Consider the following 15,020-nt stretch of genomic DNA (forward strand, 5'->3'; position numbering starts at 1 on the left):
CCCCGCCACCGGCCGCGAGGCCGGGCGGATGGGCTTCGGCGCCACCATCTCCGCCGCGCGCGCCCGCTGGCTCGCCTGCGACGGCACGATCAGCCGGGTCGTGTTCGGCCCCGACGGGGCACCGCTGGACCTCGGGCGGGAGCAGCGGGTGGCCGACCGGCACCTGCGCCGGGCGGTGGAGCTGCGCGATGGCGGCTGCGTGTTCACCGGCTGCGCCGCCCCCACCTGGTGGGCGGAGGTCCACCACCTGGTGCACTGGCTCGACGGCGGCGAGACCAACCTGGCGAACTCCGCGCTGCTGTGCGAACGGCACCACACCAAGGTCCACCACGGCTTCCGCGTCGAACGACAACCCGATGGTCGCTGGCGCACCTGGCGACCCGACGGCACCGAGATCAGCGTCCCGCGCCACCTCGCCCCGGCGGCCCGACCACTACGGCTCGACGACCCGGCGCTCCGCGGTGAGCGCCCCGGGGTTGTCACCGGTGTTCACCGTCGCGCTGGGCTCGACGAGCAGCACCTGCGCGCCGTCCGGTGAGCACGGCTGGTGCGGCGTGCCCCGGGGGACCACGTACAGCTGGCCGGGTCCCAGGGTGACGTCGCCGTCGTCCATGCGGATGGTGAGCGAGCCGGAGAGCACGAGGAACACCTCGTCGGTCTCGGGGTGGCTGTGGCGGGTGAACTCCCCGCGGGTGTGCACGACGCGGAGGTCGTAGTCGTTGAGGACCGCGACGGTGCGCGGCGACCAGGGCTCGTCGATGGCGGCCAGCACCGCGGCCAGATCGACGGGGGCCTTCACGCCGTCCGCTCCGCGGGCACGGGGCGGGACGCCCTGGCGAGCGCCCGGTCGACCAGTGCGAGCAGCCGGCGGCTGACCTCGGGACGGCGCTCCATCTGCACCATGTGACCCGCGCCGGGGTAGACGGCGAGCTCGGCCGTCGGCAGCGCGTCGGCCATGGCGTGGCTGTGCGCGATCGGGCAGAGCCGGTCGGCGTCGCCGGCGGCGATGAGCACCGGGACGTCGGCGAGCGCGGCCAGGGCCGTCACGCGGTCGTGGTCGGAGAACGTCGGCAGGAAGGCGGCGACGGTCTCGGCGGTGCAGGCGCGGTGCACGTCCATCGCCGTCCGGACGTCGGCCGGGTCGGCGGCGCCGCTGAAGACGAGCCACGCGTCCATCGCGCCGACCGACCGTGGCCTGCCCGCCTGCTCGGCCCGCACCGCCCGCTCGTTGAGCACCGGCAGCAGTCGCTTCACGACCCCCGCCACCGGCCCCGGCAGCCCGTAGGTCACCGCGTCGAGGCCGCCGGAGCTGGTGCCCACGAGCGCCACGCCCACGACCCGGTCGCCGAACAGCTCGGGACGCTGCTCGGCCAGGGCCATGATCGTCATGCCGCCCATCGAGTGGCCGCCGAGCACGACCGGCCCCTCGGGCACGACCTCCTCGAGCACCCGCGCCAGGTCGCGGCCGAGCTGCTCGAGGGTGGCGCGGTCGCGCGCCGTCGGCCCGGACGCCCCGTGGCCGCGGTGGTCGTAGGTGACCACCGCGAGGTCGGGCCGGGCGTCGAGCAGGTCGCGCACCTGGCCGGCCCACAGCCGGGAGGACTGCACGTAGCCGTGCGCGAGGACGACGGTCGCCGTCGGCTCCCGGGTGCCGGACACCTCGACGTGCAGGTCGACGCCGTCCTCGGTGGTCACCGTGCGGACGCGGCCCTGCGGCAGCGGTACCGGCTGCGGGGCGGGAGTGCTGTCGCGGCCGGCGGCTCGGCGGCGGGCGACGACGGCACCGGCCGCGACGGCGAGGGCGCCGGCGGTGGCGAGGGAACGGGTGCGCATGGGCTGCGGCTCTCCCGGGTTCGGGTCAGGCGGGGACGGGGACGCGGCGCGCGCTGCGCAGCTCGTAGGACTCGGCGTCGAAGCGCCGCATCAGGCGGATGAACGCCGACGTGCGGGTCGGCCAGAGGGTGAAGTTGCGGCCCTGCTCGTCGCGGTACCACGAGCGGCAGCCGCCGGCGTTCCACACGGTGCCGGTGAGCCCCTCCTGCAGGCGGGCGTTGTAGGCATCCTGCGCCGAGCGGCGGACCTCGATCGCCCCCGCGCCGGTCTCCTCCATCCGACGCAGCGCCTCGACGACGTAGCCGATCTGCGCCTCGATCATGATCACGACGGAGGTGTGCCCGAGCGCGGTGTTCGGCCCGAGCAGCAGGAACAGGTTCGGGAAGCCCGCGACGGTGGTCCCGCGGTGCGCCTGCACTCCGGAGCGGTCCCACTCCTCCCGCAGCGTGCGGCCCTCGCGGCCCACCAGCCGGTGCCCGAGCGGGATGTCCATGACCCGGAACCCGGTACCGTAGACGACGACGTCCACCTCGTGCTCGGTGCCGTCGGCGTCGACCACCGCGTGCGGGTGGACGGCGGTGACCGGGGAGGCCACCACCTCCACGTTCGGCTGCGTCAGCGCCGGCAGGTAGTCGTCGCTGACGATGACCCGCTTGCAGCCCAGTGCGTAGTCGGGCGTGAGCCGGGCGCGCAGCTCCGGGTCGGGCACCTGCTGCTCGAGGAACTCCAGCGCCTGCCCCTCGAACAGCCTCCGCAGCCGCCCGCCGCCGGTCCAGACGCCGAGGCGGGCCTCGCGGACGGCGTACTGGCCGCCGCGGGCCAGCCGCAGGAACCCCGGCACGCGGGCCTGCAGCCGGTGCTCGCGCGCGGAGTAGGCGCGGTCCTGGCGCGGGAGCACCCACGGCGGCGTGCGCTGGAAGACGACGACCTTCGCGGAGATCTTCTGCAGCTCCGGCACGAACTGGGCGGCCGAGGCGCCGGTGCCCACGACGGCCACCCGCTTGCCGGCCAGGTCGACGGAGTGGTCCCAGCGGGCGGAGTGGAACGACGGGCCGGCGAAGGTCTCGATGCCGGGCACCTCGGGCAGGTGCGGCTCGACCAGGCCGCCGGCGCCGCTCACCACGACGTCGGCGGTGAGGGTGCCGCGCGAGGTGTCCAGGTGCCAGACCAGCGCGTCGTCGTCCCAGCGGCCGGAGACGACGTCGGTGCCGCAGTGCAGGTGGGGGAGGACGCCGTGGTCGGCGGCGACCTGCTCCAGGTACTGCTGGATCTCCGGCTGCCGGGAGTAGACGTGCGACCAGTCCTTCTTCGGCGCGAAGGAGAACGAGTAGAGGTGGCTCGGCACGTCGACGGCGGCGCCCGGGTAGCTGTTGTCCCGCCAGGTGCCGCCGAGGCTGGCGGCGCGCTCGAGGACGACGAAGTCGTCGATGCCGGCGCGCTGCAGCGCCACGGCGGTGCCGATGCCGGAGAAGCCGCTGCCCACGACCGCCACGCGGACGTGCTCGGGGAGCGGGCCGGTCGCGGTGGCGTGCCGCGACGTCGTCGTCAGGGTCACGGGACTCCTCGTCTCGTCGGTGTGACGAGCGTCCCACGTGTTTCAGCCATCCCTGCAGGCGCCCACGGCTCGTCGTCCCCTGCCCGGGCGGCCCCGTAGGCTGGACGCTGCCCGAGCGAGCTCGCGAGCTCGGCCGGGGGCACAGCAGTCCGACGAACGCGGACGACGAAGCGGAGCGAGGAGTACGCGTGAGTCTCACCATCGGGATCGTCGGGCTGCCCAACGTCGGCAAGTCGACGCTGTTCAACGCGTTGACCAAGAACGACGTCCTGGCGGCCAACTACCCCTTCGCCACGATCGAGCCGAACGTCGGCGTCGTCGGCGTGCCCGACGAGCGGCTGGGGGAGCTGGCGGAGCTGTTCGGCTCGCAGAAGGTCGTGCCGGCGACGGTGTCGTTCGTCGACATCGCCGGCATCGTGCGCGGCGCCAGCGAGGGGCAGGGGCTGGGCAACAAGTTCCTGGCCAACATCCGCGAGAGCGACGCGATCTGCCAGGTGATCCGCGTGTTCACCGACCCCGACGTCGTGCACGTCGAGGGCAAGGTCTCGCCCCGCGACGACATCGAGACCATCAACACCGAGCTCGTCCTCGCCGACCTGCAGACGCTGGAGAAGGCGATCCCGCGGCTGGAGAAGGAGTCGCGCAAGGACAAGGAGCGCGCCGCCCTGCTGTCGGCCGCGCAGGCCGCCGTCGAGGTGCTCAACACGGGGCAGACGCTGTTCGCCGCGGGGGTGGAGCCCGCGCCGCTGCGCGAGCTGACCCTGCTGACGACGAAGCCGTTCCTCTACGTCTTCAACGTCGATGCCGACGAGCTGGCCAACGAGGAGCTGATCGCCGAGCTGCGCGCGCTGGTGGCGCCGGCCGAGGCGATCCTGCTCGACGCCAAGACCGAGGCCGAGCTCACCGAGCTGCCCGCCGAGGAGGCCGCCGAGCTGCTGGAGTCGATCGGGCAGAACGAGCCGGGCCTCGACCAGCTGGCGCGCGTCGGCTTCCGGACCCTCGGGCTGCAGACCTACCTGACGGCCGGTCCCAAGGAGGCGCGCGCCTGGACCATCCCGGTCGGCGCCACCGCCCCGCAGGCCGCCGGCGTCATCCACACCGACTTCCAGCGCGGCTTCATCAAGGCCGAGGTCGTCAGCTACGACCAGCTGATGGAGGCCGGCTCGATGACCGAGGCGCGGTCCCGCGGCTGGGTGCGCATCGAGGGCAAGGACTACGTCATGGCCGACGGCGACGTCGTGGAGTTCCGCTTCAACGTCTGACCCGGGCTCCGGATGGGGTTGCAGGCCCGTCCAGCCCGCCTGCAGCCGAGCTGCAACCGCCCGGGTCGATCGTCGTCGCCGTGCGACGACGAGGACGACACACGTGACCGACACCGTGGAGGCGCTCGACGCCGGGCGCGCACGGGCGTGCTCCGCGGCTGTGGACGGGGGCGGGCTGGGGCTCGGCCCCCGGTGCCTGCTGACCGCATTCACGCTGCTCACCGCACTGGCGACCCACCAGCTGCTGGTGATGGGCGGGCACACCGACCGGCACTGGGCGTGGACCATCCAGAGTCGGCCGACCGTCGCCTTCCTCGGCGCCGCGTACGCCGCCGGCTTCCTCCTGTCGGTCCTCGGGCTCCGGCAGCGCAGCTGGGCGCACGTCCGCGTCGCGGTGTCGACCGTCACCGCGTTCACGGTCCTCACCCTGGCCGCGACCGTCCTGCACGCGCACCGGCTCCACCTCACCGCCGGCGACCCCCTGGCGCGGTCGGCGGCGTGGATCTGGTCGGCGGTGTACGTCGTGGTGCCGTTCGTCGGCCTGGCGGTCATCGTCCGGCAGCGCACCGGCACGGGGTCCGGCGCCGTCCGCAGCCCCCTGCCGGCCCGGCTGCGGTGGGTGCTCGTCGCGCAGGGCCTCGTGCTCGCCGCCACCGGGGCGGCCCTCTTCGCCGGGGGCGCGACCGTCCACCACGGGACGGGGCCCATGACGGAGTTCTGGCCCTGGGCCCTGGCCCCGCTCGGCGCCCAGGTGCTGGGGGCCTGGCTGGTGGCCCTGGGGGTGGGAGCCGCCCTGGTGGTCCGGGAGCGCGATCTCGCCCACCTGCGCGTCCCGGCCGTCGCCTACACGGCGTTCGGGGTCTTCCAGTGGGCGGTCCTGCTCCGCCACCGGGACGAGGTGGACCCGGGCGCTCCGGCCACGTGGGCCTACGCAGCCCTGCTCACCGTCGTCGTCGCCACCGGCGGGTACGGCTGGTGGACCGTCCACCGGCGGACGTGACCCTCGCGCCTTCCGGAACAGCACGTTCCTGTGGTGTGCTCTGGGTCACCCTGTCCCGCCCCTCGCCAGCGACGGAGACCCATGAGCACCCCCACCACCCACGCCCCCCGGACCGTCCAGGTCGGCGACGTCTCCGTCGCCGTCCAGGAGTACGGCGACGGCGAACCGCTGCTGATCGTCAACGGGACCACCCAGTCCCTGGGCTGGTGGGCCGAGATGGCGCCGGTCCTGGCCGGCCGCCACCGGGTGGTCACCTACGACCTGCGCGGGATGGGCGGGTCCGAGCGGGGCTCGGGCGAGATCAGCGTCGCCTCGCTGGCCGCGGACGCCCGGGGGCTGCTGGAGGCCCTCGGCATCGAGCGGGCGCACGTCCTGGGCTACTCCCTGGGCAGCGCCATCGCCCAGGAGCTCGCGCTGGCCGCTCCCGAGCGGGTCGCCTCGCTCGTCCTCTACTGCACCTGGGCACGCACCGACGGCTTCCAGCGGGCCGTCATCACCGGGCTCGCGCACCCGTGGCGCACCGGCGACCTCGAGGCCGCGCTCGGGGCGCTCGGCATCGCCTTCTCCCCGCAGCTGCTCGACAGCCCGCAGTTCGGCGAGCTGATCGAGCAGCTGCTGCCGCTGTTCCCGAGCACCGAGCAGCAGATCCGGACGACCGTCGAGCAGTGGGACGCCGACCTGGCCCACGACACGCTCGACCGCATCGGGGGCATCACCGCGCCCACCCTCGTGGTCGCCGGTGAGCAGGACCTGCTCACCCCGCCGTGGCACGGCCGGCAGGTGGCCGAGGCGATCCCCGGCGCGGAGCTCGAGCTGTTCACCGGCCCGGGCTCCAGTCACGCGCTCGGCGTCGAGCGGGCCGAGGAGTTCCTCCCCCGGGTGCTCCAGTTCCTGGGCGAGCACCCGCTCGGCTGACGGCGTGTTCCACCCGGCTCGGTTCCGCACGTCGTCCTGAGGGCGGTCCCTCCCGGCGCTACTGTGACTCGAGCCACATCAGACGCACGGGAGGACTCCCTCATGACGGCGACCACCGAACGGGTACCCGCTCCGGAGACCCGCAGCAGCGACGGCCGCGACAGCGAGCACGTCGACGTCCTCGTCGTCGGTGCGGGGGTGTCCGGGATCGGCGCCGCGCACCACCTCCGGGAACGGTTCCCCGACCGGTCGTTCGTCCTGCTCGACGCGCAGGACAACCGCGGCGGCACCTGGTGGACCCACCGCTATCCCGGAGTGCGCTCCGACAGCGACCTGTTCACCTACGGCTACCGGTTCAAGCCCTGGCGCGGCCCGTCGATCGCCGCGGGGGAGGAGATCCTCAACTACCTGGACGAGGTGATCGAGGAGGACGACCTCGCCCGGCACATCCGCTACCACCACAAGGTCACCGCGGCGAGCTGGTCGACCGAGGACCGCCGGTGGACCGTGGAGGTCACCCGCGGCGACACCGACGAGCAGCTGCGCTTCACCACCGACTTCCTGTGGATGTGCCAGGGCTACTACAACCACGCCGAGCCCTACCGGCCGCAGTGGGAGGGCATGGACCGCTTCGAGGGTCTGGTCGTCCACCCGCAGCAGTGGCCCCAGGACCTCGACCTCACCGGCAAGCGCGTGGTCGTCGTCGGCTCCGGGTCCACGGCCGCCACGCTGATCCCGGCGATCGCGCAGGACGCCGAGCACGTGACGATGCTGCAGCGCTCGCCGTCCTACTTCCTCGCCCCGCCGCTCACCCACGAGCTCGCCGTCACGCTGCGCCAGCTCGACATCCCCGAGGACTGGACGCACGAGATCCTGCGCCGCGCCTACTCCGCCCAGTTCAACGAGCTGGCGCGGATGTCGCACGAGGCGCCCGACGAGCTGCACGAGTTCCTCATGGAGTCGCTCAGGCCGCTGCTGCCCGAGGGCTTCGACATCGACAAGCACTTCACACCGCGCTACCGGCCGTGGCAGCAGCGCATCGCGATCGTCCCGGAGGGCGACCTGTTCGCCGCCCTGCGCGAGGGCAAGGCGTCGATCGTCACCGACACCATCGAGACGTTCACCGGAAAGGGCATCCGGGTCGGCTCGGGGGAGGAGATCCCGGCCGACGTCGTCGTCACCGCCACCGGGTTCGACCTGTCGGCCTTCGGCGACGTCGACTTCACCGTGGACGGCGAGCCGGTCGAGTTCCCCGAGCGCGTCACCTGGCGCGGCATCATGATCAGCGGCGTCCCGAACATGGCCTACGTGTTCGGCTACTTCCGGCACAGCTGGACGCTGCGCGCCGACCTCGTCAGCGACGTGGTGGTGCGGCTGTTCGAGACGATGGAGGCCAAGGGCGCCACCATGGTCGTGCCGACTCTGCGCCCCGAGGACGCCGGCATGCAGATCCGGCCGTGGTCGGACCCGGAGAACTTCAACGCCGGCTACGTCCTGCGCTCGCAGCACGTCCTGTTCAAGCAGGGTGACCGGGAGCCGTGGACCCACATGCTGGAGCACGCGCAGGAGGCGGAACAGCTGCCGAAGGCCGACCTCGAGGACGGCACGCTCGTCTTCCGCTGATCCGGTCGGACGCCGGGTGCACCGGTGTGCACCCGGCGTCCGGGCGGTGTGGCGCCCGTGGGCGGCCGTCCGCCCTCAGGCCTGCCCGGTGGTGCCGTTGCCCGACTTGGCCGGCGGGATCAGCGGGTCCGGCAGCGGGCCGCCGGCCTGGCTGTGGGCCTCCGTGCTGGTCACCGGCGGGGGCGGGGTGACCACGGCCTCGACGTCCCCGAGGAGGGTCGCCTCGCCCTCGATCCTCCCGGTGTCGCCGGTGCCGGTGCCCGTCCCCGACCCCGTGCCCTGGGACCCGGAGCCCCGACCGCCGGAGCCCTGCTGGGTCAGCTTGTCGATCGTGCCCTGCAGCGGTGCCGGCGCGGCCGCCCTCGCCTGCTCGACGGCCTGCTGGACCTCGGGCCGGCCCAGGAAGCCCTGCGCCGCCTGCACGATCTGGTCGTACCTCTCCGTGCCGGCGCGCGCCCCGAGCACGTACCCGACGGCGAGGCCCAGTCCCAGCGACAGCTTGCCCATGTCTCCTCCTCCAGTCGTGCCCGTCCGGTCGGGACGGTGTCCCCGGAGGGATAGCGCGCAGGACCGGTCCGCAAACCGTCCGCGGCGCTCACGGCCGGTGCGCGTCGACCACCGTGCGCACCAGGGAGTCGCCGAGGTCGTCGGCGTCCCCCTCGAGCAGGCCCGCGTGCCGCAGCGCGGCCACGCCGTGGGTCACCGTCCAGCAGGCCTGCGCGAGGGCGTGCGCGTCGCCCGCCCGGAGCGTCCCGGCGTCGAGGCACTCCCGCGCCGCGTCGACCACCAGCCCGAGCGACCGCTCGCGGCCGGCCTCGCGGGTGGCCCGGCCGGGGGTGAAGCCGGGGACCGCCGGACCGAACATGACCGAGAAGAACGAGGGCTCGGCGACGGCGAACCGGCGGTAGGTGCGGGCCGACGTGACCAGCCGCTCCGGGTCGCCGGCCGGTGCCGGGTCGGCTGCCAGGGCCGCGCGGACGGCGTCGCCGAGTCGGCGGAAACCCTCGGCGTACAGCGCGTCGGCGAGGCCGGGCTTGCCGCCGAACAGCGTGTAGACCAGCTGCGTCGAACCGCCCGCGGCCGTGGCCAGCCGCCGCAGCGACAGCCCGTGCGGCCCCTCCTCGGCGAGCAGGCGTGCGGCGACCTCGACGACCTGCGTGCGCCGGTCCCCGACGTCAGAGACCGCACCGTATGACGCTGTCATGACACCGTTATACCCTGTCCGGCATGCGGCCTCCCGTCATCGACACCGACTACCTGGTCATCGGCGCCGGGGCCACCGGCCTCGCCTTCGCCGACACGCTCCTCGACGAGAGCGACGCGCACATCACGATCGTCGACCGGCACGGCAAGCCCGGCGGGCACTGGAACGACGCCTACCCCTTCGTCACGCTGCACCAGCCCTCGGCCTTCTACGGCGTCAACTCCACGGAGCTCGGCAGCGGCCGCAAGGACACCACCGGCCTCAACGCCGGCCTCTACGAGCTCGCGACCGGCGCGGAGGTCTGCGGCTACTACGACCGCGTGGTGGGCAGCCGTCTCGTCCCGAGCGGGCGGGTCACCCACCTCCCCATGAGCGAGCACGAGGGCGCGGGCCGGGTCCGGTCGCTGCTGTCGGGCGCCGTCACGGAGGTCCGGGTGCGCCGCAAGGTCGTGGACGCCACCTACAACAGCCCATCGGTGCCCTCGACGCACACGCCGTCCTTCACCGTGGCCCCGGGTGTCCGGCTGGTCCCGCCGAACGCGCTGCCCGGCCTGGGGAACCGCGAGCAGGAGCTCCCGACCCGGTTCACCGTGCTGGGCGGCGGCAAGACGGCGATGGACACCTGCGTGTGGCTCGTGACGTCCGGTGCCGACCCGGACGCGATCACCTGGGTCGTCCCGCGCGACTCGTGGCTGATCGACCGGGGAACGACGCAGCCGGCGCCGGAGTTCTTCGACGAGGTCATCGGCGGGCAGGCCGACCAGATGGCGGCCTTCGCCGCGGCCACCTCCACCGAGGACCTGTTCCTCCGGCTGGAGGCCTGCGGCGCGCTGACGCGGATCGACCGCGAGCGCACCCCCGGCATGTTCCACCTCGCCACGGTGGCCCCGGGCGAGGTCGAGGTGCTGCGCCGGATCCGCGACGTCGTCCGCCTCGGGCGGGTGCGCGCGCTCGAGCCCGACCGCACGGTCCTCGACGGCGGCGAGGTGGCCACGGCGCCGGACACCCTGTTCGTCGACTGCACGGCCTCGGCCGTCCGCCGCCGACCGGTGCAGCCGGTGTTCCAGGGCGACCGCATCGTCCTGCAGATGCTGCGCCTGCCCCAGCCGGCCTTCAGCGCCGCGCTCACCGCGTGGGTCGAGGCGCACCGCGACGACGAGGAGCAGCAGAACCGGCTGTGCGGGCCGGTGGCCTTCCCGCACGCGCTCGACGACTACGCCGGCGCGATGGCGACGACCCTGTGGAACCAGTTCCACTGGACGCAGGACCGCGAGCTGCGCCGCTGGATCCGCGGCAGCCGCCTCGACGGCTTCAGCAGGCTCGTCGCCGGCGTCGCCCGGGACGACGCGCACGGGCAGGCCGTCCTCGCCCGGTACCGGGAACAGGCGGTGGCCGCGGTGGGCAACCTGCCGAACCTCACCGCCACGGCGCGCTGAGCAGGAGGCGGGTGCACCTGTCCTCCGCCGCGGGCCGGCACTAGGGTCGGCCGCGCTCGTGTGATCCGCTGGTGGGCGAGGCGGCGATGACAGGGAACGGGCACGTGCGCTTCCGGGTCCTCGGGCCGCTGCAGGTCGAGGACGGCTCGGGGCCGGTCGCCGTCGGCGGGCACAAGCCGCGCACCCTGCTGGCGACCCTGCTCGTCGCGCACGGCGAGGTGGTGTCCGCCGACCGGCTGGTCGGCACGCTCTGGGGCGACACCCCGCCCGACGGCGCCCCCACGGCGCTCCGGGCCTACGTCTCCCGGCTGCGCGGCGCCCTCGGCGACGCCGCGCCCATCCGGCACCGCCCACCCGGCTACTGCCTCGCGCTCGACGCCGCCACGCTCGACGCCGCCGAGTTCGAGCAGCGGGTGCGGACCGCACGGGCGGCCGCGGCCTCCGGGGACCACGCGCGGGCGCTGGCCGAGCTCGACACCGCGCTCGGTCTCTGGCGGGGCGACGCGCTCGCCGAGTTCGCCGACGAGGAGTTCGCCGCCGCCGAGGCCGCCCGGCTGACCGAGCTGCGCACCGGCGCCGCCGCCGACCGCGCCGACGCGCTGGTGGAGCTCGGGCGGGCGGCCGAGGCGGTGCCCGAGCTCGAGGCGCTGGTGCGCGGCCACCCGTCGTGGGAGCGGCCCGCGGTCACCCTGATGCGGGCGCGGTACGCCACCGGGCGCCAGGCCGACGCGCTCGCCGCGTTCCACGAGCTGCGCACCCGCCTCGACGACGAGCTGGGCGTGGAGCCGGCCGCCCCGGCCCAGGCGCTGTACCGGCGGATCCTCGTCCACGACCCCGCGCTGGCCGGCACCCCGCCGCCGGGCAACCTCCCGCGGCGGGCCAGCGGCTTCGTCGGCCGCGGCCGGGAGGTCGAGCGCGTCCTGGCCGCGCTGCGCGCCGGCCCGCTGGTGACGCTGACCGGCGTCGGCGGCGCGGGCAAGTCGCGGCTCGCCGTCGAGGTGGCGGCCCGGGACCGGGACCGCTTCGACGACGGCGTCTGGCTCTGCGAGCTCGCCGGCCTGCCCTCGGGGACACCGGTCGGCGACGCGGTCGCCGCGGCGCTGGGCATCCGGCAGCGGTCGGGCCTGTCCGTCGAGCAGACGGTGCTGCACTACCTGCGCGAGCGCTCGCTGCTGCTCGTCGTCGACAACTGCGAGCACGTCCTCGAGCACGCGGCCCGGCTGGTCGGCGAGGTCGTGCAGCGGTGCCCGCGGGTGGTGGTGCTGGCGACCAGCCGCGAGCCGCTGGGGACCGACGGCGAGCAGGTGTGGCCGGTGCCGCCGCTGCCGCTGGAGGACGCCACCGCGCTGTTCGTCCAGCGGGCCCGCGCGGCGGTGCCCGACTTCCGCCTGGACCCGGCGGCCGCGGACGCCGTCGCCGCGATCGTCACCCGCCTCGACGGCCTGCCGCTGGGCATCGAGCTCGCCGCGGCGCGGATGCGCGCCATGAGCCCGGCCGAGGTGGCCCGCCGGCTGGAGGACACCCCGCTGCTCGGCGGCGGGCGAGGGCCGGTCGCGCGGCACCAGAGCCTCGAGGCGGCGATCGAGTGGTCCTACCGGCTGCTGCCCGAGCCCGAGCAGCGGCTGTTCCGCGGCATGTCGGTGTTCGCCGGCGGCGCCGACCTGCGCGCGGTGCACCGCGTCGTCGACCCGGCGGCGACCGAGGACGACGTCCTGGACCGGCTGACCCGCCTCGTCGACCGCTCGATGGTCGTGGCGCGCAGCGGGGTGCACAGCCGCTACCGGCTGCTGGAGACCCTGCGCGCCTACGGCCGGGCGCGCACCGAGGAGGCGGGGGAGGACGGCGCGCTGGCCCGGCGGCACGTCGCCGTCCACGTGGACCTGGCCGAGCGGGCCGGGCGCGGGATGCAGGGCGCCGACGAGCGGGCGTGGGCGGAGGAGGGCCTGGCCGTCTACGACGACCTGCGCGCGGCCTTCACCCGTGCCGCCGCCGACCGGGACTGGGAGCCGGCGCTGCGGCTGGTGACCGCGGTGCCCGAGCTGGTGCACCTGCGCGTCGGCTACGAGGCCTACGCCTGGGCCGAGCAGCTGCTGCGCGTCGTCGACCCCGGCCACCCGCTGTACCCGGCCGCCGTCGGCGCGGCGGCCCGCGGCGCGTGGAACCGGGGTGACTTCGCCGGCGCCACCGCGACGGCGCGCCTCGCCGGGGGCCGGCTGCCGCCGCCGGGCAACGCGCGCATCGCCCACCCCGGCGACGTGCTGGCCGACGTGGCGCTCTACGAGGGCGACGTCGAGGCCGCGCTCGCGCACTACACCGCGGAGGCGGAGCGGGCCCGGGCCGACGGCGACCGCATCCGGCTGGTCTGGACCCTGTACTACGTCGCGGTGTGCCAGGCGGTCGGCCGGACGCCGGAGCGCGGGCTGGCCGCGGCGCGGGAGAGTCTCGAGGTGGCCGACGCGACGGCCAACCCGACGGCGCGGTCGATGGGCCGCTACGCGCTGGGGCTGGTGCTCAAGAAGGCCGACCCCGATCGCGCCCTGGCGCTCTTCGACGCGGCGGGGGAGCTGGCCGCTGGCGTGCGCAACTTCTGGTGGCAGGGGATCGCGATGATGGAGGCCGCGGCCACCCGGGCGGTGCACGGGGACCCGGTCGTGGCCGCCCGCGAGCTGGCCGCCGTCCTCGCGCACTGGGAGCGGGTCGGTGACGCCACGCAGCAGTGGCTGAACCTGCGCTACGTCGTCCGGCTGCTGCAGCGGGTGGACGCCGCCGACGACGCCGCGGCCCTGCACGCCTGCCTGGTGGCGGCCGGCAAGCCCTCGCCGCTCGGTCCGCCCGACGGGACCGGGCCCCGGGGCGACCCCCGGGCGGCCGAGGCCACCGCCGTCGCGCTCGCCCGCGCCGCGCTGGGCCGGGTCGCGGCCTCGCCGGCGCGTGCCTGAGCGCTGCAGCCGCGGTGCAGCCGGTCTGCAACGCGGCCGGGCCACCGTCGTCGCACCGCGGGGACGACCCGCACGACGACAGGAGGAACCCATGACCGACACCGTCGACGCCGTCGCCGCCGACCGGGCGCTGAAGGCCCGGCACCGGGCGATGTGGGGGCTGGGGGACTACCCCTCGGTGGCCCGTGACCTGATCCCCGAGCTCGGCCGGGTGCTGGTCGCCGCGACCGGCGTGCGCCGCGGCGACCGGGTGCTCGACGTCGCCGCGGGCACCGGCAACGCCGCCGTGCCCGCCGCGCTGACCGGCGCCGAGGTGGTGGCCTCCGACCTCACCCCGGAGCTGTTCGCCGCCGGCCGCGAGGCCGCCGCGCTGGCAGGCACCGAGCTGACCTGGGAGGAGGCCGACGCCGAGGCACTGCCGTACCCGGACGCGAGCTTCGACGTCGTCCTGTCCTGTGTCGGCGTGATGTTCGCGCCGCACCACCAGCGGGCCGCCGACGAGCTGGTGCGGGTGTGCCGCCCGGGCGGGCGGATCGGCCTGGTCAGCTGGACGCCCGAGGGCTTCGTCGGCGAGATGTTCCGGACGATGAAGCCCTACGCGCCCCCGCCGCCGCCCGGGGCGCAGCCCCCGCCGCTGTGGGGCGACGAGGAGCACGTGCGAGGGCTGCTCGGCGACCGCGTCACCGACGTGGTCGCGCGCCGGCAGTCGGTGACCGTCTCCGGCTACGCGTCGCCCGAGGCGTGGCGGGACTCCTGGAAGCAGGTCTACGGCCCGACGATCGCCACCTACCGCAACGTCGGCGACGACCCCGAGCGGGTCGCGGCGCTCGACCGCGACCTCGCCGCACTCGCCGCGCGGTACGACCGCGGCAGCGGGACCACCGTCCTGGAGTGGGAGTACCTGCTGCTGACCGCACGCCGCGCCTGACCGGCCCGGCCGCGGCGACCGGGTACGGGCAGGACGCCGAGCTGCTCCGGCAGCTCGGCACGGTCGAGGTACAGCGTGGAGTGCGTGGTCCTCCCGCCGTCGTCGAACCGGTTGACCAGGACGAAGGGGAGGGCGACCCGCCGCCCGGTCGCCGGGATCGACTGGCCGGGTGCGTTCATCGGTCCCGTCTGGGTGCCGTGGAACTCGGCCTGCAGGATCCCCGTGGCGCCGCCCTCGAAGACGCCGACCACGTGGACCTCGTTGTCCGGCTCGGCGGCCGAGCCGCTGACCCCCGGCCCGACCAGCTGGGCGTCGGGGCGGAAGC

13 protein-coding genes are annotated in these 15,020 nt (G+C 75.1%); 8 read left to right on the top strand and 5 right to left on the bottom strand.

Going from position 1 to position 15,020, the window contains the following annotated elements; translation table 11 throughout:
• Positions 1 to 538 (top strand): HNH endonuclease signature motif containing protein (locus BMZ33_RS18695; RefSeq protein WP_136697350.1); only part of this gene is annotated, 538 nt, incomplete at its 5' end.
• Here the strand turns inward: BMZ33_RS18695 and BMZ33_RS18700 are convergent.
• Genes BMZ33_RS18700 through BMZ33_RS18710 form a run of 3 tightly spaced genes read right to left on the bottom strand, consistent with a single transcriptional unit; the run spans position 434 to position 3,388 of the window.
• Entirely contained in the window at positions 434 to 799 is a 366-nt protein-coding gene (locus BMZ33_RS18700; protein ID WP_091114568.1) for a cupin domain-containing protein, read from the bottom strand. The two genes, BMZ33_RS18695 and BMZ33_RS18700, sit on opposite strands and share 105 nt — an antisense overlap.
• Positions 796 to 1,833, bottom strand: a complete 1,038-nt coding sequence (locus BMZ33_RS18705; protein WP_091114572.1) for an alpha/beta fold hydrolase — start codon at positions 1,831 to 1,833, stop codon at positions 796 to 798. The genes BMZ33_RS18700 and BMZ33_RS18705 overlap by 4 nt, the downstream gene beginning before the upstream one ends.
• A gap of 25 nt (positions 1,834 to 1,858) precedes the next feature.
• A complete protein-coding gene (locus BMZ33_RS18710) occupies positions 1,859 to 3,388 on the bottom strand; it encodes a flavin-containing monooxygenase (protein ID WP_169064552.1) in 1,530 nt (509 codons plus the stop codon).
• 188 nt (positions 3,389 to 3,576) lie between these two features.
• Between BMZ33_RS18710 and ychF the strand changes: the two genes are divergently transcribed.
• From ychF to BMZ33_RS18730, 4 genes are all read left to right on the top strand, one after another.
• Entirely contained in the window at positions 3,577 to 4,650 is a 1,074-nt protein-coding gene (gene ychF / locus BMZ33_RS18715) for a redox-regulated ATPase YchF (RefSeq protein ID WP_091114575.1), read from the top strand.
• A 103-nt stretch (positions 4,651 to 4,753) separates the two neighbouring features.
• Positions 4,754 to 5,650 carry a hypothetical protein gene (locus BMZ33_RS18720; protein ID WP_091114579.1) on the top strand — a complete coding sequence of 299 codons (897 nt, stop codon included), beginning with the start codon at positions 4,754 to 4,756 and terminating at the stop codon, positions 5,648 to 5,650.
• A gap of 81 nt (positions 5,651 to 5,731) precedes the next feature.
• A complete protein-coding gene (locus BMZ33_RS18725) occupies positions 5,732 to 6,565 on the top strand; it encodes an alpha/beta fold hydrolase (RefSeq protein ID WP_091114582.1) in 834 nt (277 codons plus the stop codon).
• A gap of 102 nt (positions 6,566 to 6,667) precedes the next feature.
• The gene (locus tag BMZ33_RS18730; protein ID WP_091114586.1) at positions 6,668 to 8,188 is read left to right on the top strand and encodes a flavin-containing monooxygenase; all 1,521 of its coding nucleotides are present in this window, start codon (positions 6,668 to 6,670) and stop codon (positions 8,186 to 8,188) included.
• 75 nt (positions 8,189 to 8,263) lie between these two features.
• Here the strand turns inward: BMZ33_RS18730 and BMZ33_RS18735 are convergent, their stop codons facing one another.
• Both BMZ33_RS18735 and BMZ33_RS18740 read right to left on the bottom strand, forming a co-directional pair.
• Complete coding sequence (locus BMZ33_RS18735) at positions 8,264 to 8,695, bottom strand: hypothetical protein (RefSeq protein ID WP_091114589.1); 432 nt, start codon at positions 8,693 to 8,695, stop codon at positions 8,264 to 8,266.
• 88 nt (positions 8,696 to 8,783) lie between these two features.
• Complete coding sequence (locus BMZ33_RS18740) at positions 8,784 to 9,392, bottom strand: TetR/AcrR family transcriptional regulator (RefSeq protein WP_091114593.1); 609 nt, start codon at positions 9,390 to 9,392, stop codon at positions 8,784 to 8,786.
• Between the two features lie 23 nt (positions 9,393 to 9,415).
• Between BMZ33_RS18740 and BMZ33_RS18745 the strand changes: the two genes are divergently transcribed.
• The 3 genes from BMZ33_RS18745 to BMZ33_RS18755 all read left to right on the top strand — a co-directional run bounded on the left by BMZ33_RS18745 (position 9,416) and on the right by BMZ33_RS18755 (position 14,695).
• The gene (locus BMZ33_RS18745) at positions 9,416 to 10,828 is read left to right on the top strand and encodes an NAD(P)-binding protein (protein WP_091114597.1); all 1,413 of its coding nucleotides are present in this window, start codon (positions 9,416 to 9,418) and stop codon (positions 10,826 to 10,828) included.
• 86 nt (positions 10,829 to 10,914) lie between these two features.
• Positions 10,915 to 13,767, top strand: a complete 2,853-nt coding sequence (locus BMZ33_RS18750) for an AfsR/SARP family transcriptional regulator (protein ID WP_091115223.1) — start codon at positions 10,915 to 10,917, stop codon at positions 13,765 to 13,767.
• A gap of 91 nt (positions 13,768 to 13,858) precedes the next feature.
• A complete protein-coding gene (locus BMZ33_RS18755) occupies positions 13,859 to 14,695 on the top strand; it encodes a class I SAM-dependent methyltransferase (RefSeq protein ID WP_091114601.1) in 837 nt (278 codons plus the stop codon).
• The last annotated feature ends 325 nt before the right edge of the window (positions 14,696 to 15,020 follow it).

The organism is Geodermatophilus dictyosporus, from assembly GCF_900115505.1.
GTDB lineage: Bacteria > Actinomycetota > Actinomycetes > Mycobacteriales > Geodermatophilaceae > Geodermatophilus > Geodermatophilus dictyosporus.

Bases quoted from the DNA above. Each gene is read 5' to 3' on its own strand.
- BMZ33_RS18705 (WP_091114572.1), bottom strand. From the start codon at position 1,833: ATGCGCACCCGTTCCCTCGCCACCGCCGGCGCCCTCGCCGTCGCGGCC.
- BMZ33_RS18725 (WP_091114582.1), top strand. From the start codon at position 5,732: ATGAGCACCCCCACCACCCACGCCCCCCGGACCGTCCAGGTCGGCGAC.
- BMZ33_RS18730 (WP_091114586.1), top strand. From the start codon at position 6,668: ATGACGGCGACCACCGAACGGGTACCCGCTCCGGAGACCCGCAGCAGC.
- BMZ33_RS18735 (WP_091114589.1), bottom strand. From the start codon at position 8,695: ATGGGCAAGCTGTCGCTGGGACTGGGCCTCGCCGTCGGGTACGTGCTC.
- BMZ33_RS18740 (WP_091114593.1), bottom strand. From the start codon at position 9,392: ATGACAGCGTCATACGGTGCGGTCTCTGACGTCGGGGACCGGCGCACG.
- BMZ33_RS18745 (WP_091114597.1), top strand. From the start codon at position 9,416: ATGCGGCCTCCCGTCATCGACACCGACTACCTGGTCATCGGCGCCGGG.
- BMZ33_RS18750 (WP_091115223.1), top strand. From the start codon at position 10,915: ATGACAGGGAACGGGCACGTGCGCTTCCGGGTCCTCGGGCCGCTGCAG.
- BMZ33_RS18755 (WP_091114601.1), top strand. From the start codon at position 13,859: ATGACCGACACCGTCGACGCCGTCGCCGCCGACCGGGCGCTGAAGGCC.